General features: G+C 62.6%; 12 protein-coding genes and 1 pseudogene. 4 read left to right on the top strand and 9 right to left on the bottom strand.

Translation table 11 applies throughout. The features are described from left to right. Positions 1-688 precede the first annotated feature (688 nt). The 3 genes from JF616_01670 to JF616_01660 all read right to left on the bottom strand — a co-directional run bounded on the left by JF616_01670 (position 689) and on the right by JF616_01660 (position 3,202). Positions 689-1,174 carry a response regulator gene (locus JF616_01670; protein ID MBW8886438.1) on the bottom strand — a complete coding sequence of 162 codons (486 nt, stop codon included), beginning with the start codon at positions 1,172-1,174 and terminating at the stop codon, positions 689-691. Between the two features lie 7 nt (positions 1,175-1,181). Continuing rightward, positions 1,182-2,132: a sigma-70 family RNA polymerase sigma factor gene (locus JF616_01665; protein ID MBW8886437.1), complete on the bottom strand. Its 951-nt coding sequence runs from the start codon at positions 2,130-2,132 to the stop codon at positions 1,182-1,184. Positions 2,133-2,404: 272 nt separating this feature from the next. Next, the gene (locus JF616_01660; protein ID MBW8886436.1) at positions 2,405-3,202 is read right to left on the bottom strand and encodes a hypothetical protein; all 798 of its coding nucleotides are present in this window, start codon (positions 3,200-3,202) and stop codon (positions 2,405-2,407) included. A gap of 233 nt (positions 3,203-3,435) precedes the next feature. Here JF616_01660 and JF616_01655 point away from each other — a divergent pair, with 233 nt between their 5' ends. Continuing rightward, positions 3,436-5,787: a response regulator gene (locus tag JF616_01655; protein MBW8886435.1), complete on the top strand. Its 2,352-nt coding sequence runs from the start codon at positions 3,436-3,438 to the stop codon at positions 5,785-5,787. Here the strand turns inward: JF616_01655 and JF616_01650 are convergent. The 4 genes from JF616_01650 to JF616_01635 form a co-directional block, all read right to left on the bottom strand. After that, positions 5,760-7,142 carry a xylosidase/arabinosidase gene (locus JF616_01650; GenBank protein ID MBW8886434.1) on the bottom strand — a complete coding sequence of 461 codons (1,383 nt, stop codon included), beginning with the start codon at positions 7,140-7,142 and terminating at the stop codon, positions 5,760-5,762. The genes JF616_01655 and JF616_01650 overlap by 28 nt on opposite strands. Before the next feature lie 109 nt (positions 7,143-7,251). Beyond that, on the bottom strand, positions 7,252-8,619 hold the full coding sequence (locus JF616_01645; protein MBW8886433.1) for a TolC family protein: 1,368 nt from the start codon (positions 8,617-8,619) through the stop codon (positions 7,252-7,254). 5 nt (positions 8,620-8,624) lie between these two features. Then, positions 8,625-11,786 (bottom strand): efflux RND transporter permease subunit, encoded by a 3,162-nt coding sequence (locus JF616_01640; protein ID MBW8886432.1) that lies wholly within the window; start codon positions 11,784-11,786, stop codon positions 8,625-8,627. Between the two features lie 36 nt (positions 11,787-11,822). Then, positions 11,823-12,737 carry an efflux RND transporter periplasmic adaptor subunit gene (locus JF616_01635; GenBank protein MBW8886431.1) on the bottom strand — a complete coding sequence of 305 codons (915 nt, stop codon included), beginning with the start codon at positions 12,735-12,737 and terminating at the stop codon, positions 11,823-11,825. A 488-nt stretch (positions 12,738-13,225) separates the two neighbouring features. Here JF616_01635 and JF616_01630 point away from each other — a divergent pair, with 488 nt between their 5' ends. Together JF616_01630 and JF616_01625 are read left to right on the top strand one after the other, a co-directional pair. Continuing rightward, on the top strand, positions 13,226-14,575 hold the full coding sequence (locus JF616_01630; GenBank protein MBW8886430.1) for a hypothetical protein: 1,350 nt from the start codon (positions 13,226-13,228) through the stop codon (positions 14,573-14,575). After that, positions 14,563-15,114 (top strand): Ig-like domain-containing protein, encoded by a 552-nt coding sequence (locus JF616_01625; protein MBW8886429.1) that lies wholly within the window; start codon positions 14,563-14,565, stop codon positions 15,112-15,114. The genes JF616_01630 and JF616_01625 overlap by 13 nt, the downstream gene beginning before the upstream one ends. On the opposite strand, the gene JF616_01620 is transcribed toward JF616_01625, so the two are convergent. Next, on the bottom strand, positions 15,111-16,043 hold the full coding sequence (locus JF616_01620) for a ThuA domain-containing protein (protein ID MBW8886428.1): 933 nt from the start codon (positions 16,041-16,043) through the stop codon (positions 15,111-15,113). The genes JF616_01625 and JF616_01620 overlap by 4 nt on opposite strands. A gap of 210 nt (positions 16,044-16,253) precedes the next feature. Between JF616_01620 and JF616_01615 the strand changes: the two genes are divergently transcribed. Beyond that, a complete protein-coding gene (locus JF616_01615; protein ID MBW8886427.1) occupies positions 16,254-19,136 on the top strand; it encodes a hypothetical protein in 2,883 nt (960 codons plus the stop codon). On the opposite strand, the pseudogene JF616_01610 reads toward JF616_01615, so the two are convergent. Then, positions 19,122-22,062, bottom strand: a pseudogene (locus JF616_01610) (efflux RND transporter permease subunit). The gene JF616_01615 and the pseudogene JF616_01610 sit on opposite strands and share 15 nt — an antisense overlap. Between the last annotated feature and the right edge of the window lie 5 nt (positions 22,063-22,067).

The raw sequence follows: 22,067 nt of genomic DNA, 5'->3' as shown, positions 1-22,067 counted from the left end.
CGGGCTTCTTTTTTTGTTTCGTTTTTCGTTTCACGGAGGGCAAGATGGACATCGCAATCGAAGCGCTCGCCGCGCAAGCGGCACTGGATCCGGAAATCCCGGGGGATACGCCGACCCTGGTCTCTTTCCTGGTCAACGCCTTGTACTTGTTCGGCGGCCAATCGATCGCCGCCCATGGGGCCCCGGCAGGGGTAACCGCCGAGTTAACCCGGCTGGGCCATCGAGTGGCCGGCGCTTTTCCCGACGTCGGCGGGCTGGATCGGATTTTCCTGGCGGGAGCCCTGGGGTTCGAAGCCGATCCCGCGGAACGCCTGCGGGCCTTGCGCCGCGCCCTGCGGCCGGGAGGGCTCTTATGCTTCCACTTGCTCGATCGCGATCGCGCTTGGGAAAGGACCGGGACCCGTTCCATCCAAGCCGGCGGCGCGCCCGTAAACGCCAAGGTGGACTTCGATCCCGACAACGGCAGGCTCATCGCCCGGGTGGCAGGGGAAAGAGGAAGGATAAAGGCTCCGGCGGCCAGCGCGCAAACCTGGAACTTAGGCGAAGTGAAGGCTCTGTTGCGGACGGCCGGACTGGAACTGGAACGGGCTTATGGCGACTGGGACGGCGGGGGGCCGGGAAAGCCTTCCGGCTTGCTCATCGTCGTGGCGGCGAAACCGCTCGGAGGGGCGCGGAGGCGGAAGGGCCGTTACTCTTCTTCGGTCTCGACTTCTTCTTCCTCCGCTTCCACCTCATCGGGGTCTTCGGCGGCGATCAGGTCCTCCACCTTGTCGACCAGGTTCCGGGGCGAGAAGGGCTTGGCCAGGAATCCCGCGAAGGCGTCGCCCACTTCGTCGACCACCCCGTCGGTGGCGCCGTAGCCGGAAATGTAGAGGACCTTCAGGTCGGGCCGTAACAGCCTTAGGCAGGTGGCCAGCTCATGCCCGCTCATGAAAGGCGGCATCACCTGATCGGTGATCAACAGGTCTATGGGCCCGGGGTGCTCGTCGGACAGACGCAGGGCCTGATCCGAATCGCGGGCGGCGAGTACCCGGTAACCCTGGGCCGCGAGGCTGTCTTGCGCCAGGGCGCTCACCTGATCGTCGTCGTCCACCAACAGGATGGTGTAGCCGTTATAGGGAACCCCGGCGCCCTTGGGGCCGCCGGGGTCGTTCTCGTAGTTGAACGGTAGCATCGGGCGATTACGCCTTGAACCGTTCCAGCTTCTGGAGCCGCGACGGATGCCGCAGGCGCTTCAGGGCCTTCTCCTTGATTTGACGCACGCGCTCGCGCGTCAGGTTGAAGCGTTGGGCGATCTCCTCGAGGGTGTAGGTGGTATCCAGCCCGATGCCGTAGTACAAGCGCACCACCTTTTCCTCGCGCTCATCCAAAGAGGAGAGGATGCCCTTCATCTCCTCGCGGAGCGTGTAGGCCACCGTGCTCTTGTCGGGGCTATCCACGTTATGATCCTCGAGCACGTCCTCCAGGCGGCCGTCCTCCCCGTCCTTGACCGGGGCGTCCAGGCTCATCGGCGACGAGCTCAATTGCAGGCTCTCGTGGATTTCGTTGATGGATACGCCCATCTCCTCGGACAATTCGGAAATGGTCGGGGCGCGGCCCAGCTTCTGTTCCAGCTTCACGCTGGTCTTGCCCATCTTGTGGATGGTGCCTACGCGGCTGGGAGGGATGTTGATGACCCGCGATTGATCGGCCAGGGCCGAAAGGATGGCCTGGCGGATCCACCACACCGCGTACGAGATGAACTTGAAGTTCATGGTCTCGTCGAAGCGCTTGGCGGCGCGGATGAGGCCGAGGTTGCCCTCGTTGATCAAATCGCCGAGCGGCAGGCCCTGGTATTGGTAATTGCGGCACACGGCCACCACGAATTTCAGGTTGGCTTGCACCAAGGTGTTCAGGGCGTCCTTATCGCCGGCGCGGATATTCCGGGCCAGTTCCGCCTCCTGCGCCAAAGTGAGATTCTGGGATTGGCTGATCTCCCGCAGGTAGGTCGCCAGGCCCGAATCATCGCCTAGGAAACGCAGGTTCCGATCCGATCCGCTCTTCTTTTCCTTTTTCGGGGCCAGGGTCTTCTTTACGCTTGGCCCGCGGACGGGAGTTCCGTCTTCGCCCGTCGCTCTCTCTTCCGGGGCCATCCCCATGTCTTCGAGGGAGGAGGGGATTTCCGTGGATGAATTGAGTTCGTTCAAGGTGATCTCCTCGCTAGGGTGCTTCCGAGCCCTACTAATCTCTTTTTAGGCCAAAGCGAGGACAAGAGAAAATTGAGGTGCGGGATGCGCCGTCAGATTTGGAAAATTCGCGGAGAACCGCGGGACCGGAACCGCGATTCCCGGGAAATTCCGCTCGGCACGGAGAGGGCGGCGCGGGTTCCGGTATCCGATCTTTTATTAGTGGGGATCGACCGCGCCTAATCCAGATTGAAGACGTGGGACGTTATCCGGTCCGTAACGGTGCGGGAGATGTCCTCCCAATGCCCGCGGATATCGTCCGCGTTCACGCCGCTTTCGATCTGGAATTGCCCATAGGCGATCGCCGCCGACTTCCCGTAATCCCACAGGATGTACTTCGCGAAGGCGGTCAGCTTCGGCTTAAACCCTTCTGCAAGGATCTCGATCCCGCCGCCGCCTACGAAAGTCTGGTTCACCGTAGGCGCGCTCCCGCCGTGGAAGCTTACCCCCGTAGTCTGCCATGATCCGCCTCCGCCCTCGTTTCTGAAAGAAGAGGCCGGGACATCCTTGATGGAAACGGTGAGGCTGGTGAGGTATAAGATGAGATCGGCCCGGATCCCAAGCGAATCGAGGACCTCGCGTTTCGGATGCTTGAAATAGTACTCCGCCTTGCCATTCCCGTAGTAATGGATGCTCTCTTCCAGGGCGGCATCGGTGAGGGCCGCGTTATAGCGGGCGAAGTCGGGTTCGGGTACGATCTCCACTTTGAGGAACGATTTCCGGAAGCGGGCGTTGAGGCCCTCATTGTAGACGCGCGCGAGGGTGTCCTTATTTATGAGAAGGGCCTGCTTGCCGCTATCCACCTTGGCGGACGAGTTCCCTGCCGAGACGGCAATCGAAGATAAGGGAGCGATGAAGAGCTTCTCGCCTTTGAAGACGGCTTTCTCCGCCTTCGCATCCTCCTGGTAATTGTTCGTCGAATACGTCGATGCGCAGCCGACCAAGAAAATAGCCAGCACGGCGCAATGTCTTATCATATTCCCCTCGTTTTCGATTCGGCAGGCGGAAGCCCGGGTACCCGAAAGGTACCCTGGCCCAGGCCCCGTTCCAAGATGGAAACCCGGGCGCATGCCCGGTTTCGCGCGATCATGGCCGTCCGCCAAGGCCGGTTTGTTTGAAAAACGGCCCCGGATTACCTATGCTCCTCCCGTGTTTGATACTCTTTGATCCCATGGCCGACCCGACAAATAGCATCCGGAAAAACAGGCAGGTGTGGCGATCGCGATGGCTGACCGTCGCGCTTCCCGTCGCGGCCACCTTGGCGACGGTAGCGATCTGCTTCGCATGGGCGGAAAACTGGGAACGGCAGCACTTGCGCACGGAATTCGAACATCGTTCCTTGGTGCTTTCCAATTCCATCCAACGCGAGGTGGAAACCTTGCTGTCGGGCTTGGACGACGTGGAGGATTTCTTCGCGGGTTCGCAATCGGTCGACAAGGACGAATTCCGGCTGTTCGCCATGCGATTGATGGCGCGTACGCCGGGATTGGTGGGGATGGGATACGCGCCCAGGATCACGGAGGCGACCAAGGCCTTTTGGACGAAGGAAGCCGCCAGGCAGGGAGTGGTCCCTTGGCGCATTTACGATTTGGACAGCATCGGATTCCCGACGGAACCCCGGCCCCGCGCCGAGCAATATCCCCTGTTCTACGTCGCCCCCGACAAGCTCTCCTACGCCGTGGGCATGACCTTGACCCACGAACCCTTGCGCCAAGCGGCCATCGCATACGCCTTGGAAAGCGGAGGCACGGGCGTGACCTCCCGCCTCTACTTCTCGCGCAACGCCGGCAAGCGCCTGGACTCGGCCAGCAATACCGAAATGGAATCCCGGATCAAAAGGCCCGCGGGACATTACGCCTTCCGTCCCCTGCGCGCGGCGGCGGCCTATCGCAGCCTGTTACCCATGACCTGGTCCCCCGCCGACCGGGATAGCGTTCGCGGTTTGCTGGTGGCCGCGTTCCGTCTCCCGGAGATATTGGGGAAGGCCTGCGGTCCTGATCTAACGGCCGGCATCGCCCTCCGCCTCATCGATTCCGCCGCGCCGCCGGAGGCGCGCGAATTGTTTTCTTCCAACCTTGCCTTCAGGGAGGGGGCCGTTCCAGGCGGGTTCGGGCTGGCCGGAGGGACGTCGCCCCTGAAATGGACGCGCGAAATCCAGGTGGGCGGCCGGAATTGGGTGATGGAATTCGCCGCTACGCCCGGCTTCATGAAGGCGCGCCGGGCCTGGACGGTATGGGTGGTGTTGGTGACGGGATTGCTTTTCACGGCCCTCTTGGCGCTGTTCCTGTGGATGTTGACCGGGCGGCACGCGCATGCGGAAGCCTTGGTGGAGGAACGGACCCATGCATTACGGGAAACCTTCGATGCCTTGGTAAAAGCCAAGGACGAAGCCCTGAACGCCAGCCGGGCGAAAAGCGAATTCCTGGCTACGATGAGCCATGAAATACGCACGCCGATGAACGGCGTATTGGGCATGGTGTCCCTGTTGCAAGGTTCGCGGCTGGATCCCCAGCAGCAGGACGGTTTGCGCACCATCCAGACTTCGGGAGAAGCCTTGCTGCGGATCCTGGACGAGATCCTGGACTTCTCCAAAATCGAAGCCGGCCGGATCGGTTTGCAACCGGCCCCTTTCAATTTGAAGATCGTCATGATGGAGGTTTGCGGCCTGTTCCGGCCCCGCGCGATGGAGATGGGGCTGGAGCTTTCGCTGGACTACCCGGGCCACCTGCCCGAATATTTCTTCGGCGACGCCGGCCGTATCCGCCAGATCCTGACGAACCTCTGCGGCAATGCCGTCAAATTCACCCACCAAGGCTCGGTGCGCGTCAAAGTCGCGGGGCGGCCCATTTCCGAAGGCAAGCTCGCCGTGGAAATACGCGTCGTCGATACCGGCATCGGCATTCCCGAAGATAAGCTGGCCCTCTTGTTCCAGCCGTTTTCGCAGGTCGACTCCGGATTCAACCGACGTTACGGGGGAACCGGGTTGGGCCTGGCCATCTGCAAGCGCCTCGCGCTGCTGATGGATGGGGATATCCGCGCGGAAAGCAGCGCGGGCTTCGGTTCCGCCTTCATCGTTTCCCTGCCGCTCCGGAAGGTGGATAAGGAACCGTCCTCCGGGGAAAACGGTTCGGCCCCTCAGGGTGACGGACCCCTGCAGGCGCCCGCGCGCAAAAGCTTTCCGAAGGTCCTCCTCGTCGAAGATCATGTGGTGAACCAGAAAGTCGCGGCGCAGATGCTCGAAAAAATGGGTTGCATCGTGGAGGTGGCCGGCGAAGGGGAAGTCGCGGTGGAGATGGCGAAACGCGGCGGTTACGCCGTCGCCTTGATGGACGTGCAAATGGCGGGATGGGACGGATACGAAACGACCCGCAGGATCCGCGCTTGGGAAAAGGAAACGGGAACGGCTCCCATGCCCATCATCGCGGTAACCGCCAATGCCATGGCCAGCGACCGCGACCGCTGCCTGGAAGCGGGGATGAGCGATTACCTGAGCAAACCCATCATCCTCGAAATCCTGCGCAGGACCCTGACCCCTTACCTGGGCGATTCGATTTCGGTTTGAAGCGGTAAGGCCCAGCGGCGGCCGAGGAAATCGAAGAACTCCGCGCGGCCGTTTTCCGCGGAACGCAAGGGAACGGCCCGTACCCGGGGCGCATGGATGGGGCTGGGATCCGTGGGTTTGATGGGGATGCTATCGGCCATGGGCGCTTGGCCATGGAAGACCTTGGCGATCTCTCCGGCCAAGCGCAGGTACCAATCGGACGGCAAGGCTTCCCCATCGGCATCGAGCGTAAGCCAATATCCCTGGTCGGGAGCGTCGGCGCGCGTGGGCGCGAGCTTGAAAATGGCCGTGCCTTCGTCGACCTCGTCGAACATCGCGATCTTCACGGATTGCGCTCCGGCGGCCTTGGCGTTCATCGCCTGGCGCCATAGGAACCGGCCCCCGCGGCGCGGGATCTGGTTGGCCGGGCCGGCGTTCAGGTTCTTCCAGGAGAACCCTGGGAAGATGACCGGGCAGTATGCGTTCCCGTCCGCGGCGGCGAGGGCGAGATCGGGCGCCAGGGAGTTCTGCCGGTATCCGTCCGCTCCGGCGATGTCGACGTAACGTCCCACCGTCCAAGGCTGGACGGCGTCCATGGACGCGTACACCGCCTTCCATCCGGAATCCGTGCGGGCATCCTGTTCGAGCCGGCGCCATCCGGCCGGGGCGCCGCCCATGAACCAGGCGCGGTAGCGGGCGTCTGCGTCGGCGTGGAACCAGCGGATGAAGGCGGTAGCCGCGGCCGGATCGGCGGGCGGATGCGCGTCGGTGAATCCCATTCCCCACGCCGCGATGACCGGCTGTCCGCCCTCGTGGAGGTAACGGGGATCGGCGCCGATCCCCAGGCTGTCCACCAGATAGCGCCAGTCCTCTTCGATGAGGGCGGCGAAGCCCGGATCCGGCGCGCCGGAAACGTCGTATTCGACGGCCCAAGCGCGCCCCGACGCCGCGCAGGCGCGCATGACGTTCTTGAGGACGATATCGCCGCCCCGGCGTTTCGATGCGATTTCCGTCACGAATCTCTGTACCAATGCGCCGTCGATCCCGTAGGCCTCCATCCAGCGGAAATGCGCGTCCACCACCGCCGAGGTCCGCGCCGAATAGAATCCGGCCGTTTTCCCGCCCACGGTCATGCCGGCCGAGGCGCATAAGTCGGCCCCGCCGAACTCGCGCAAATCGGGATACATGTCGACGGTGAGGTTGGCGGCCGTCGGGACGCCGCCGCGGGTCCAATGGATCCAGGAGCCGGCGCCGCCCATGGGGCAATCGAACCAGCCCTGGTATCCGACCAGGACCTTGCCATTCATGCTGGAAGCATCCACGCCCGCGGCGGAGGCAGCCGGGTGCGCTATGAAGACCGCCAGGGCGAGGGGCATTGCGCATAAGCCTGGGATTCGCATAAGCAGCCTCCGGGAAAAGGCTACTAAACCGGAATCGGAAAACCCAAGCGGGAAAAGGGCGACGGATCTCCGATCGGCCCTCTGCTTACTTGGGCGCCAGCCCATCCGCCAAAAGCAATAGCTCCGTCTCCGCGCGCTTGCTCTCGAAGCGGGCCGAGACCAGACGCGTTTCGGCCGCCACGAATTTCTCCTGGGCGGCCCGTAACTCCAAGGAGGCGATCGTGCCCAGGCGCAATTGCTGCATGGCGATGCCCATGTTCTCCCGCGCCAAGGCGACGTTGGAAGTCTCCAGGGCCAGCTGGTTCATGCTGGCCCGATAGGCCTGGGCCGCTTCCGAGAAGGCCGCTTCCAAGGCGGCGCGAGCTTCCTGGTATTGCAGGTCGGCTTTGGCGATGGAGCGCTTGGCCGCGCGCCAATCGTCCCGCAAGGTGAACCCGTCGAACAGGTTCATCTTCACGTTGATGCCGTAGCTGACGCCCTCGGCTTCGTTGGTGCGCAGGAATCCCGCTTGGGATTCGGCCAGGTTGTAATTGTAGCCCAGCGAAAGCCCCACCGCCGGGAAGAGCTTACCCACGTATTCGCGGAAGGCCGCATCGGAAACGCTGCGGGTAAGGGCGGCCTGGCGGAGCGACGGGGAGATTTCGATGGCCCGCCCGCGCAGGCCCTCGAGATCGGGAGCCGCCGCCAAGGGGATGGAATCCTCCGCTTCGAAGGCCAGGGTGTCGGGGCGGGTCAACAACCGGTTGAGCAGGCGCTTGGAAGCGTCCAGGCCCAAGGACTGTTTCAGGCTATCCGCCCGATCGGAGTTCAGATCCAATTGCGCTTGCAGCAGTTCTAGTTTGGAGGTGCCCCCGAATCCGTATTTGCCTTGCGTGATCTTGACGCGCTCGCGGGAGAGGGCCACGGTGGAATCCATCGCCGCCAGCACCCGGCTCTGCCGCACCACGTCGCTATAGCCGAGGATGACCTGGGAGGCCAAGGTCTGGCGGGCCTGTTCGCGACCCGCATCGGAAAGGGCGGCGCTGGCTTCCAATCGTTTGTGCGCCGCCAAGGAGGACAAACCCTCGAACACGGTCCAGGTCCCGTTGATGCCGGCCAGCTTGGTGCTGGATTCGGCCCCGGACACGCTTTCCGGCGACGAGCCCACGCGCACCTGGCGAGTGTCGTTGACGCTTTTGACGTAAGACCCGCTGGCATCCACGGAGGGCAAGGCCCCGGCGCGGCCCCAGGATACGGCCTCGGCGGCGGTGCGGGCATCCAATTCGGAGATGCGGTAGTTGCGGTTGGAATCGAGGGCGATGGCCAGGGCCTGATCCAAGGTAAGCACCGGCGCGGCCTGGACGGCGGTAGCCAGGGCCAAGGCGGCGGGGAGAAGGACTCCGGTTAGCATGGTCGGAATGCATTGAATGGCGGCATTAGGGGCGCGCTCGGCGCCGATCAAGATCATCTTCATGTTGTTCATCCGTGCTCGCGAAAGCGACCCGCCGGAAGCACGCGGCCCGCTTCAGTCGGATTGGCGGTTCCGGGTTTCGCGGGAACCCCGTTGCTGGCCAAGAGGTCGTCCGGGCCTTCGGGCCCCAGGTCCTTGCGCAGGGAAAGGTAGCTGTACATGGCGGGCACCACGTATAAGGTCAGGACCAGGGAGAAGAGCAGGCCCCCGATCACGACGATGCCCATGGGCATGCGGCTCTTGGCGCCGGCGCCCAGGGCCAGGGCGATGGGCAAGGTCCCCAGCACCGTGGCCAGGCTTGTCATCACGATGGGGCGGAAACGCGAGGCGGCCGCGTCCTTGACCGCCTCTAGCTTGTCCAGCCCATGTCGTCGCCGTTGGTTGGCGAACTCCACGATCAGGATGCCGTTCTTGGTCACCAGGCCGATGAGCATGATGGCCCCGATGTTACTGAAGATGTTCCGGGTCTGGTTGAAGTACCAGAGCGCGAGGCCGGCCCCGCACAAGGCCAGCGGAACGGTGAACATCACGATCAAGGGGTCGAGATAGCTTTCGAATTGGGCCGAGAGCACCAGGTAGACGAGAACCAGGGCCAGCACCAGCGCGAAGGCGATACCGCCCGAGGCTTCTTCCTGATCGCGCGCCGGGCCCGACAGCTCGGTCGAGAAACTGGGGTCCAGCACCTTGGCTGCGATGCGCCGCATGGCGACGATGCCGTCCCCCAGGGTGTAGCCGGGATTCAGGCCCGCCGAGATGGTGGTGCAGTCGTAGCGGTTATAACGATAGAGCTGGGGCGGATTGATCTGCTCGCGGTAGCTCACCAGGTTGTCCAGGCTGACCAGCTCCCCGCGCTTGTTGCGGACCGTGAGGTTCTTCAGATCGCTCGGCTCCTTGCGGAACTCCTTGGCCACGCGGCCGATCACCTGGTATTGCTTCCCGTCCTTCACGAAATAATCGAACCGTTGATCGCTAAAGGCGAGTTGCAGGGCGGTGGCCACGTCCAGCACGTTCACGCCCAGGGTGCGCATCTTATCGCGATCGATTTCCACGCGCAACTCGGGCTTGTTCAGCTTCAGGTTCTCGTCCACCACGGAGAAGGCGGGATCCTGGCGGGCCTCCTCCAGGAACTTCGGGAGGATTTCCTTCAGCTTCTGGAAGGTGGGGGCCTCGATGATGAAGTTCATAGGCAAACCCAAGCGCGCCCCGACCTGGATGGTCTGATCCTCGGCGACGTTGATGCGCGCGCCGGTCAGGCCCTTGGCCTTGGCGAACATGAGGGAGGCGATCTGGTGTTGGCTACGCGTGCGCTTCTCCGGATCGATCAGGTACAGGCGGATAAAGCCCGAATTGACGCCGGCCGAGCCGGAAAAGCCGGGTGCGGTGACCGAAAGCATCACGTCCGATTCCGGGACTTCGGCGGTGGTCAGCTTGATCAGCTTGTCCATGTACTTGTCCATGTAATCGAAAGTGGCGCCTTCCTGGGCGGTGGCGTTGATCATGAACATGTTGCGATCTTCCATGGGCGCCAGCTCTTCCTTGAGGTGGGAAAAGAACCAGCCGCCTCCGGCCAAGGCGGCCACCAGGATGATCGGCGCCATCCAGCGGACGCGCAGGAAGGAGGCCAGGCTATCGCGATAGCCGTCCTGCAAGCGGGTGAAGAACGGTTCGGTCCATTCGTAGAAGCGGCTATGGCGCGCGTGCCCTTTCACGATGCGGGAGGTCATCATGGGCGTGAGGGTCAGCGACACGAAGGCGGAGATGAACACCGAGCCCGCCACCACCACGCCGAACTCGCGGAACAGGCGGCCCGTGAAGCCTTGCAGGAACACGATGGGCAGGAAGACCACGCCCAGCACCAAGGTGGTGGAAATGACGGCGAAGAAGATTTCCGCCGCGCCCTTATGCCCGGCCTCCACCGGATCCATGCCATGCTCGATCTTGGCGTAGATGTTCTCCAGCACCACGATGGCATCGTCCACCACCAGGCCGATGGCCAGCACGATGCCGAGCAAGGTGAGCACGTTGATGGTGAACCCCGCCAGCCACATGAAGAAGAAGGTGCCGATGAGTGAAACCGGAATGGCCAGCACGGGGATGATGGTGGTGCGCCAGTCGCGCAGGAACAGGAAGATGATGAGCAAAACCAGCAGGAAGGCGAAGATGATGGTCTCCTTCACCTCGTCGATGGACCGCTGGATGAAACGGGTGCTATCGAACCCGAGCCTGATCTTGACGTCGTCGGGAACGTCGTCCTTCAGCTTTTCGAAGCGCTTGTAGAATTCCTTGGCGATGGCCAGGTTGTTGGCCCCCGGCTGGGCCGTAAGCGCCAGCCCGATCATGGGGATGCCGTTGTTCTTCAGGATGGTCCGCTCGTTCTCGGCGCCCAGCTGGGCATGCCCGATATCCTTGAAACGCACGATGGCCGAACCGTCCGTCTTGACGATGAGGTTGTCGAAGTCCTCCACGGTGGCGAGCTGGCCCATGGTGCGCACCGCCAACTCGGTGTTCTGGCCCTCGATGCGCCCCGAAGGCAGATCCACGTTCTCGGCGTTGAGGGCGTTCTTCACGTCCACCACGGTGAGGCCGTACGCCGAAAGCTTCTTCGGATCCATCCACAGCCGCATGGCGTATTTCTTCTCGCCCCAGATGCGCACTTCGGCCACGCCGGCGATGGTCTGCAAGCGATCCTTCAGGCGCGATCCGATGGCGGTTACGTCCAGGATGTCCCGCTTATCGCTCTGCACCGTGACCATGATGATGGGGAAGGCGTTGGCATCGGCCTTGGCCACCGTGGGCGGATCGGCGTCCACCGGCAGGCTGCGCGCCACGCGCGAAACGCGATCGCGCACGTCGTTGGCGGCCACGTCCAGATCCGTCCCCAGATCGAACTCGACCGTAATGGTGCTCTGCTGCTCGCGGCTGATGGAACTGATGTCGCGTATTCCCGAGATGCCGTTGATCGATTCTTCCAGGATCTCGGTGATCTGGTTTTCGATGATGTCGGCGGCGGCGCCCCGATAGGTAGTGGTGACGGTGATGGTGGGCGGATCCACCGCCGGGAATTCGCGCACGCCCAGGTAGAGGTAGCCGATGATGCCGAAGACCGTGATCAGGATGGACATGACCGTCGCGAGGACGGGACGGCGGATGCTTGTAGAAGAAAGACTCACAATACGTTCTCCATGGCGGAGGGAAGGCTGGGACGCTTAATCGACATGCGCCAGGGTCACGGGCGCCCCCGGGCGGATCTGGACCACGCCCGAGGTGATGACGGTATCGCCGGCGGCGAGGCCGTTGGTGATTTGGACCAGGGAGTCGGTGCGCAGGCCGGCCTGCACGGGACGAGCCTCGGCCTTGCCGCCCCGGAACAGGAAGACCTTGGCCCCGCGGGCATCGGCGGACAGGGCCTCGCTGGGCACCGTCAGGGCGGACTCCACCGTTTGCAAAGGCACTTCGATGGTGGCGAAGGCCCCGGGGAGGACGCGGCTTTCGGCGTTGGGGCTGACCGCGCGTAGGCGCAAGGTGCGCGATTCGGGATCGATGCGCGGATCCACCGCGTAGACCTTGCCCTGGAAGCGGGCATCCGAGCCCTGGATGGTGAAGCGGATGATCTGCCCGGGCTTCATCAAGCCCGAATACTTGCCCGGCACGGTGAAATCGATCTTCACGGGATCAATCTCCTGCAGAGTGGTGATCAAGGTGTTGGGGCTGACGTAAGCGCCTTCGCTGACCTGCTTCAGGCCCACCATCCCGTTGAAAGGCGCGCGTAGCTCGGTCTTGGCGAGCTGGGCCTTTAAGAGTTGCACGTCCCCCTTGGCCAGGGTCAGCTCGCTCGCCGTCTGATCGTAATCCTTCTGTGAGACGGCTTCGATTTCCAGCTGCTTGCGCATGCGGAATTCATTGTCCTGGGCGAGCTTGAGATGCGCCTGGGCCTGCAGCGAGCGGGCTTGCAACTCCGAATCGTCGATTTTGACCAGCAGATCGCCTTTCTTGACGCGGCCGCCTTCCTTGAAGGCGATGCGGATGATCTTCCCCTGCACCTCGCTGCGGATCTCCACGTCCTCATTGGCGAGCACGTTTCCGGAGCTGGTAATGGAGTTTTCCAGGCGATCGGCGCGCATGATCCGGCCCGTTACCGAAACCGCGGGCCCACCGGGGCCTGGGGCCGCGGAACCGCCTCCCGCAGCGGAGGTCGCGCTTCCCGCACCGGACGCAACAGGCTGGGCGGAGGGTTTGGCGGACCCCGCCCCGGCAGAAGCGTTCGCTGGGGCGCCCGCTGCCGGAGGAGCGCCCGCTCCTACTGGAGCGCCCGCTCCTCCGGGAGCGCCGGCGACATCGCTCTTTTTAGGCTTCACGTAAATCAAAACCCCTACGATTGCAACAGCGACGACGATCAGGGAAATGCGGCCGACGGGTCTGGACAAAGGCGCTCCTTGGGGAATCCGAAGCTGTAAATTAGCAAACCGGGGGAAGCGCAAAATATGGGTCGCGCTTCGGTACTAGCGCTCCCAAGGGCACTGATGGGTTCCTGTTCGCGAATTCACAAGGTTCTTTCCTTGGACAAACGCGGCATTGCGCTGGTTCCTGTAATGTTCTTTTTTCAGAATTGATGCGTGCCGGTAACCCGCAACCCGGCCGCGTCGGATGCCTCTTTCCGAAGAGGCCCGCCGCCGCGGCCTTAGCCTTATGGATGCTCTGCATCCCCGCGGCCTTCGCAGGCGCCCCGAACGCGCCCGTCCCGGAAGCCTCCGCCACCGGCCCCCGCACGGTGACGGTCCTCGATCCCGTCGATTTGACCACCGGCATGCCGGATCCAGTGGCCGGGAAATTATTGCGCCATAGCCTGGCGGAGAATCCCGCCTGGAAGGTCTTTTCCGCGGACAGCGCCGAGAAACAGCTGCGCGACCTGGGGATGGATCCCGATCATCCATGTTCCGAATTCCAATGCGCATTCGACGCTGGCAACGCGCTGCAAAGCGAATTCGTCCTGTTCGGAACCTCCACCGATTTGCCCGAGGTGAACGCCTATACCATAGGGCTGGCGCATATCCCCTCTTCGCAAATGGTCTGGTCGCGGGTCGGGCAAGCCCCCAAGCGTCCCGGCGATACCCGCCATGCGCGCCGCGGAACCATCCTGGAAGGCCCGCTCAAATTCGCCGTTTCCGACCTGGAGCCGGCCAGCCTCGACCTGCGCAAGCATCCCAGCCTCGGGCTATTGGGGGTGATTGATGGCGGCCAGTCCACCCCGCAATCGCGCGTGGCCTTGCACCGCGCCTTGGCGCATGCCTACGCGTCCCGGTCCTACGACATGCTCGGCCCGGCGGAGTTGGATGCCCTGGTGGCGGCCTTGGACCTGGACCATTCCAAGGCCACGGCCGGCGGCGACGAAGCCGCGGCCTCCGGCACCGGCCCGTCCTCGGCGCATGGCCTGGGGGGTTCGGCATTTTCCGAATCCGGCGGCTCGGACATGCTGGCCTTAGGCAAGCAAATGGGGGTGCGCTATCTGTTGCGTTCCGAGGTCCGCAACGAAGGCGGCCAATACGCGATGGATCTATCGCTTTACGACGTATCCGCGGGGAGGAAAATCCGCGCCTGGCCCTCCCGCGAGACCACCGACTACGCGTCCTTGCTGAACCTGGAGGATCGCTTCATGACGGCCTTGGGCGAAGAAGGCCCCGTGGCCGCCCGCCCGGTCCCGCCCACGCGGCATCCGTGGAAATCGTTCTTCAAGGGGTCGACCGTCGGTTTGGCCGTCCTCGGGGCCGGCGCCTTCGGTTACATGGCCTGGCAATCCCATGCCCAGGCGGATCAGGCATACAACGACTTCAAAGCGGCGAAAGTCCGCAGCGAAGCCGATCCGGCCCGCTCCCGCGTGATCGAAAAGGACTCGGAGACGCGTAAGTTCGGGCTTCTGGGAGGCTTGTCCTTGGCGCTTGGAGTGGTAGTATGGTCGTTTTAAAACGCGTTTACACGGCATTTTTCGGACTCGTGGTATTGTGGGGGTGTAACGAACGGGATTTCTCCTCGCCCTGGCCGTCGACGCCATCCGACTCCGGATCGGTGGTGGCCGCCAAGCCCGTGTCGCCGCCAAAGGAAAAGAAGGATACCGTTTCGATTCATGTGGGAACGACTATCCTCATAGAATCGCTTTCCGCCACGGACCTGCGCCTCTCCGTAGGCGAAACCAAGTCGGCGCCGGTGAGCGTGCTTCCCTCCAACGCGTCATCCCCTCTCTATGAAATGACAAGCAGCAAACCGGGCGTGGCCGAGGTGACCGCGAACGGCATCCATGGGTCGGGCGCGGGATCGGCGACCATAACGGTGCATGCCCTGGACGGGAGCGGCAAGACCACGCATTTCCACGTGATCGTCGATGCGATTTTGGATGGCTGCTTGCTTCTCCCCTGCCTTTGCCTGGGTAAGCTGGCGGGCGACGGCAAGGGGAAGGATAAAGGGAACGGCGACGGCGGGGACGCCGCGAATTCCTGCCCCGATTAGAATGGGGCGGAAGGCACCAGCCGCCCCCGGACATCCGTAACACGCAAGCTACCTCTGCGATCCCGGCGGACTTCCAGCCTCGATCCCCTGGCATGGATGCCGGGCGGTGCGAGAGCCAGGTCGATGATGAAATCTCCCATCAGGTATTTCATGTATCCGTAGGTGGCCTTCCTGAGCCAGGCGCCGTTATCGGTCCAATCGTTGGCCTGGTGGCCTAACGCGGTATACAGCATGCGGCCGCCATGGGCGGGGAATTGCCTGGTCCAGGTAAATCCCTCCCCGTACGTGTTCCAGGCGTTGGCGCCTCGCACTTCCTGGAGGACCTTTATTCCCGGCGCCGCCGCGATATCGATGTTGAGATGCGCGACGGCCGATCCGACCAAAACGGAATCCACGGGGATTTTCAGGGAATCCCGGAGGAATCCCCACATGCCGAGCAACTCCGGATCCCAGCCCGACGGGGGCGGGAAAGGCCTGTACAAGCCGGCCCAATTGTCCAAGCCGAAACTCTGGAACCGCGCGCCGCTGAACAAGACCGTATCGTACCAGTCCCATTTGCCGCGGTGATCGGCGGCGGCGCCGAAAGCCAGGAACTTTCCGCCCGCCTCCATGTATTTCCTTAATGCCATCTGGGGGGCGCCCGGAACGCCGGTTACCCCTCCCGCATCGGTGGCATTGTCGAATACGACCAGGTCGTAATCCGCCACCTTGATCAAATCGTTGGTATCCGCGCTATGCTTGACCGTGAAGTGGTACTCGTTCCCCAAGCTGTCCAAGGCGGCCCGGCAGGCGGCCACCCCGCCGGCCCACTCCTTATAGCCGGTCTTGTAATAATGCAGCACCATCTGGAGGCGCGCGGGCGCATCCTGGGCGATCAAAATGAACGCGAAAATCGCGATGGGCCAATTCCGCTTATGACCTTTTTCCATGGTGCTCCCCCGATTCCCGCAACGCCGGCACCCCTAATTTAAATCAAAACCAGGATCCCGCGCCGGTCCGCCGGATCTTGAGCAATTCGTCCCACGTGGCGGGCCCCTTCCGAACCCCGCTTTCCCCTCCGAATCTCCCCCTGGAAAAAGGACCAAGGGATTAGGTTTAATCCGTCCTCCGGAATCTTCCCGCGGCCCGAATGAGGTCCTATGCGCCCTACCCGATATGGGCCCTTGAAAATCAGCCTCCTGGTATTGGCCGGGACCGCCGCCTCCGTTCATTCGGCTCCCGTTTGGCAATCCCTGCCGTACTCCAAACCCGTTACCGACAGTTTGCTATTGGGCGTGGGCGCGAAACTATGGGTCGCCGAGGACAGCGGCATTCTGGTCACCGATACGGCCGGCCTGGCGCGCAAATGGTTGACGACGCCTTTCCCCTCGGGAAAGTTGTCCGGTTTGAAAATGCACATGGGGCGCATCTTCGCGGCCACGGCGAAAAAAGCCTGGTGGGTCACGGACGATTCCGGAAGCCATTGGAGCGCTTGCGGCGCGGCTTGCCTGGACCCGTTTCTCCTTCCCAGCGACTCCTCGGCATACGGCGACGCCGGCGTGCTTCTGGCTCAAGTGAAATACCTTCCCAGTCCATCCGGTTTGTTGATGTCCGTCCCCGGCGCGGTTTTACGTCGCGTGACGCGGAACGATCAATCAGCCTGGGAAGTAGCCGCCATGGGTTGGGGTGACCAGGTTTTGAATTTGCAGAAGGATGCCCGCGGCCTGCTCGCCATCGGCGACGTAATGTATACGGATCGCGGCGGGGGCGAAATGGTTCCCAATAACCGGCTGGCGTTGCGGTCCACCGACGGGGGCGCCACCTGGAGGCCCGTCCCCCGCGCGCAATCCCATTGCATGACCGCCGTCGAGTCCCAGGGAACCTGGATATGCAAGGAATCGGACACGTCCCAAACCCTCGCCGTTTCCAAAGACCTGGGCCGCACATGGTCGACCCTTCCGGTCAATCCCGTTGCTGCCCAACCCCTCTCGCAAGGATTCCAGCTGTTGGACTACTATGGGCCTTGGGTGGCATGGTTCCTCAGGAACGGGAAACCCTGGCTTTATTTCTCGGTGGATAACGGGGCGCATTGGTCGGATCGGACCCCTGCGGACATTCAAGAGACCGCGCAATTGGGCGGTTTCCAGCGCATGGGAACGGCGTACGCCTTGCTCGGCGACAATAGTACCCTCTATGTTACCTTGGATTCCGGCCGGCATTGGCAGAAAAAACCCCTCCCCGAATCCATCCTTCCAACGCATCAGTATTACAGCATGGTCGGCTCGACAGACTATCTCTGGCTGACCACCAATGCCGGCCACGATTATCGGTCGGGCGATTTGGGGACCACCTGGACGCCCTTGGATTCGACGCTCTATACCGCAGGCAACCTTGGGGCGCAGGACAGCCTGATTACGGCCGGTAGATCCCTCGGCCTCTCGCTATCCCCGGATGAAGGGAAAACCTGGGAATACCTGCCCACTCTGCCTCAAGTCGTGCACGACAAAATCGTTTGGAGCGGCCAATGGTGGGCGGCTACCGAGTATGGGCTCTATTCCAGTTCCTATTCCGGCGCGAGTTGGAAATCCGAATCCCCGGATCCCTCCGGCGTACCGGTCTACAATCTGGAAACCCGCGGCGACTCCATATTCATCCTGGCCCGGAACGGATTTTACCTCGGCACCGGCGCCGGATCGAAAATGAGCACCCTGTTGTCCTTCGGTCATATCGATCCAACACCGATTCAAATCGGGGATGGGATCGCTCAGATGGGTGCCTGGGTTTTCGACAGTACGCAGCAACCATACGGCTTGCCTAACAGAAATGGCGGTTCCCGCGTCGCGCTGATCGGAAAGGAAGCCCGGTGGATTTCGACCCAAGGCGTTTTCGGCGCCCGCATGCGCGATTCCGTTGCCCGATGGTTCCCGCAGATCCATGGAAATGCGGGAAAGCTTCCGGTAGGCTTGGGAAGAACTTTTGTCGCACAAGATGGCCGGTTGAGTTGCCTGACGGGTATCGGGCTTTTCGAAAGCGCCGACTCGGGAGCCTCGTGGAGTCCGACCCCGGCGCCGCTGGATTTTTCCGTGCCAGCCGGTTTGGCCCGGGGATTGGGAGGGATATTCTTATCCACCGCGAATTGGATCTGGTTTCGCGCCCATGCCGGCGAAGACTGGAGGGCGTTGGATACCCTCGGGAAAACCAGCTTGGGCGGTTTGCTGTTCGCCACGGATTCATTGGCGGTAAGGGGATGGCCTTCGGAATATTACTTGCGGAACCGCCTGGATTCCACCTGGCGGATGCTCGGCAATCTGCCGGGCAGCATTATGGCGGCAATCGGAAACTCCCTTTTCGCCCAGGCCCAGGGAAAGTTGTATGCGAGCAGGGACGCGGGCGCGACTTGGCAGCAGCCTTTATCGACTTCCTGTCCGGGAGGGACTTGGCAGGTCCTGCCCGTTGGCGCCGCGCTGCTCGCGCACCCGCTGGAGTTCGGATGCATCGATCCGGCTGTGGCGCATGCCAAGGATCAAATCTCCACGGATGGCGGAAAGACTTGGGCGCGTCCGGACACTTCGGTATTCCCGTCCTTGCGCGCTAGCTACTCCGGCATCGCATCCGGAAATAATTCCTGGGTGTTTACTTCGAAGAACTGGATTTTCCCGGGCAACGCCTCCCCGGTCGAGGCCAATGCAGGGATGCCGCAATCCATCGCGGTGCTCGGGAACCGGTTTTACGCTTTTACCGCCGATAGCCTGAAATGGGCGGCCTTCCCATCAGGTACTTTTACGACATCGATCACAAAGGGTACCCGCGGCGCGATCCAATTCCCTACGAGCTTGATCCGGCCGGAGGCTTTCGGCGGCCTGCATTTGCAATTCAATTCGCCCTTCCCCATGTCCGCCGTCCTGGTTTTTCAGGATATCCAGGGGCGCGTCCGTATGCGTACGGCCGCCAGGAATGTGCTCGCCGGTCCGAATGATTGGTTCGTAGCAACGCCGGGACCCGGGCCTTGGATCGTCCATCTTGTGGAATCAGCCCCTCGGTAAACCTCTGCCTCGCCACAACCTGTAAATCGCCGGATAAACCACCAATTCCATTAGTACCGAAGTCAGCACGCCGCCCACCATGGGGGCCGCGATCCGCTTCATCACGTCGGAGCCCGTGCCGTGGCTCCACATGATGGGGATGAGGCCCGCCAAGATCACCGAGGCGGTCATGATCTTCGGGCGCACCCGCATGACCGCGCCATGATCGATGGCGGCCTTCAGGTCCTTGAGATTGTTCATCAGGCCCTTGCCCTTGGCCGCCTCGTAGGCGCGCTCCAGGTAAAGCAGCATCACCACGCCGGTCTCCGCGTCCAGGCCCGCCAAGGCGATCAGGCCTATCCATACCGCCAGGCTCATGTTGAAGCCCAGCAGGTACAGGTACCATACCGCGCCGACCAGGGAAAAGGGTACCGCCAACAGCACGATGGCCGTCTTGGCCATCGACTTGGTATTCAGGTACAGGATGATGAGGATGATGAAGAGCGTCAACGGGATCACGAGCATGAGGCGCTTCTGCGCGCGTTGCATGAATTCGTATTCGCCGCTCCAGACCAGGTTGTAGCCCGGCGGAAGGCTCAAGTGCGCCCCGATGGCCTTCTGGGCCTCCTTCATGTACGACCCGATGTCGGTGCCGCGCATGTCCACGAACACCCAGGCGTTGGGGCGGGCGCCTTCGGTGCGGATGACCATGGGCCCCCGCGTGGGCGTCAGTTCGGCGATCTGCCCCAGCGGCACCTGTTGCCCCGAAGGCGAGGGAATCAGGACCCGCTTCAGTGCCGCCCACCGCGCGCTCGGCGAAGGCGGAGGCCGTATGCGGGACCTTCCGCATCAGCGCTTCCACCTCCAGCCCGATCATCTGCAGGGTATCCAGGTTGGGCCCGGAAATCTTGATGCCCACCGGGGTCTTGATGCCCGTCGAGAGCATGTCGGTGCGGTTCTTGATGGGCATGGTCCACGAGTTCGTGAGGCCGGGGAACTTCAGGACCGCGTCCATCTCCTCGATCAGCTTTTCCGGCGTCATGCCCGGCCGCCATTCCTGCTCGGGCTTGAGGCGGACCGTGGTCTCCACCATGTCCAGGCCGGCGGGATCGGTAGCCGTCTCCGCGCGCCCGATCTTCCCGAACACCTGTTCGACTTCCGGGAAGGTCTTCAGGATCTTGTCCGTCTGCTGGAGGATTTCCTTGGCCTTGGTCACCGATACGCCGGGCAGGGTGGTGGGCATGTAGAGGATATCGCCTTCGAACAAAGGCGGCATGAATTCCGATCCCAGCTTATGGAAAGGAATGATGGTGACCAATACCAGCAGCACGGCCGTGCCGATCACCCATTTGGGGAAGCGCAAAACGAAATCGACGACCGGATGGTAGACGCGCATCAGGAAGCGGTTGATGGGGTTGCGATGTTCGGGCGGGATTTTCCCGCGGATGAAGAAACCCATGAGGATGGGGACGATGGTGATGGCCAGGATGGAAGCGGCGGCCATGGAATAGGTCTTGGTGAAGGCCAAGGGCCGGAAGAGGCGGCCTTCCTGGGCCTCCAGGGTGAAGACGGGGATGAAGGACACGGTGATGACGAGCAGGGACCAGAACAGGGCCGGGCCCACCTCCTTGGACGCGTCCAGGATGACGTCCCAATGCGGCCGGCGCTCGTTTTCCGGTTTCAGGTTCTCCTGCTCCAGGTGCTTATGGGCGTTCTCGATGAGGATGATGGCCCCGTCCACCATGGCGCCGATGGCGATGGCGATACCGCCCAGGGACATGATGTTGGCGTTGATTCCCTGCAGGCGCATCACGAAAAAGGCCAGCAGGATGGCGGCCGGCAAGGTGAAGATGGCCACCAAGGCGCTGCGCAAGTGCAAGAGGAAAATCCCGCATACGATCGCGACGATGATCATTTCCTCGATCAGCTTGTGCTTCAGGTTGTCGACGGCGCGGTGGATCAATTGGGAGCGATCGTAGGTGGGCACGATCTTCACGTCCGCCGGCAAGCCGGCCTTCAGGACCTCCAGCTTCCTTTTCACGGCATCGATGACCTGCAAGGCGTTCTGACCGAAGCGCATCACGACCACCCCGCCGGCCACTTCCCCTTTCCCGTCCAGTTCGGCGATGCCGCGCCGCATCTCGGGCCCGATGGCGATGTCGGCGATGTCCTTGAGATAGACCGGCGTGCCGGTTTCCCTATTCATCATGATGGGGATGTTCTTGATGTCGTCCAGGTTCTTCAGGTAGCCGAGGCCGCGGATCATGTACTCCGCCTCCCCCATCTCGATCACCTCGCCGCCGGCGTCGGAATTGCCCTTCTTGATGGCCATTTCCACCATGCCGATGGGGATGCCGAAGGCCTGCAGCCTCACGGGATCGACATTGACCTGGTATTGCTTCACGAAGCCGCCCACGCTGGCCACCTCGCTTACGCCTTCGATGCTGGCGAGCTGGTATTTCAGGTACCAGTCCTGGATGGATCGCAGTTCCTGGAGCGAGCGTTTGTCGGACACCAGGGCGTACTCGTACACCCAGCCGACGCCGGTGGCGTCGGGGCCCAGGGTCGGCACCACGCCGGCGGGCAAGCGCTTCTGCGCGTAGTTCAGGTACTCCAACACGCGGCTGCGCGCCCAATAGATATCCGTGCCGTCCTCGAAGATGACGTACACCAGGGAGTAGCCGAAGAAGGAATAGCCGCGCACCACCTTGGCCCCCGGCACCGAAACCATGGCGGTGGTCAGGGGATAGGTGACCTGATCTTCCACGATGCGGGGCGATTGCCCCTTGTGCTCGGTGTAGACGATGACCTGAACGTCGCTGAGATCGGGCAGAGCGTCCACCGCCGTGGTGGACAAGGCGTAGATGCCGAGGCCGATGGCGAGCGCGGTGAACAATAGGACGAGGATGCGGTTGCGGATGGACCAGGTGATGATTTTCTCGAGCATGATAG

The organism is Fibrobacterota bacterium, from assembly GCA_019509785.1.
Taxonomy (GTDB): domain Bacteria; phylum Fibrobacterota; class Fibrobacteria; order UBA11236; family UBA11236; genus Chersky-265.
This window is presented reverse-complemented; position numbering and strand designations above follow the sequence as displayed.

What these genes read in the sequence shown, in the direction of transcription:
- JF616_01670 (MBW8886438.1), bottom strand. Translation starts at nt 1,174, where the DNA reads ATGCTACCGTTCAACTACGAGAACGACCCCGGCGGCCCCAAGGGCGCC.
- JF616_01665 (MBW8886437.1), bottom strand. Translation starts at nt 2,132, where the DNA reads ATGGCCCCGGAAGAGAGAGCGACGGGCGAAGACGGAACTCCCGTCCGC.
- JF616_01660 (MBW8886436.1), bottom strand. Translation starts at nt 3,202, where the DNA reads ATGATAAGACATTGCGCCGTGCTGGCTATTTTCTTGGTCGGCTGCGCA.
- JF616_01650 (MBW8886434.1), bottom strand. Translation starts at nt 7,142, where the DNA reads ATGCCCCTCGCCCTGGCGGTCTTCATAGCGCACCCGGCTGCCTCCGCC.
- JF616_01645 (MBW8886433.1), bottom strand. Translation starts at nt 8,619, where the DNA reads ATGAAGATGATCTTGATCGGCGCCGAGCGCGCCCCTAATGCCGCCATT.
- JF616_01635 (MBW8886431.1), bottom strand. Translation starts at nt 12,737, where the DNA reads ATGCGCGCCGATCGCCTGGAAAACTCCATTACCAGCTCCGGAAACGTG.
- JF616_01630 (MBW8886430.1), top strand. Translation starts at nt 13,226, where the DNA reads ATGCGTGCCGGTAACCCGCAACCCGGCCGCGTCGGATGCCTCTTTCCG.
- JF616_01625 (MBW8886429.1), top strand. Translation starts at nt 14,563, where the DNA reads ATGGTCGTTTTAAAACGCGTTTACACGGCATTTTTCGGACTCGTGGTA.
- JF616_01620 (MBW8886428.1), bottom strand. Translation starts at nt 16,043, where the DNA reads ATGGAAAAAGGTCATAAGCGGAATTGGCCCATCGCGATTTTCGCGTTC.
- JF616_01615 (MBW8886427.1), top strand. Translation starts at nt 16,254, where the DNA reads ATGCGCCCTACCCGATATGGGCCCTTGAAAATCAGCCTCCTGGTATTG.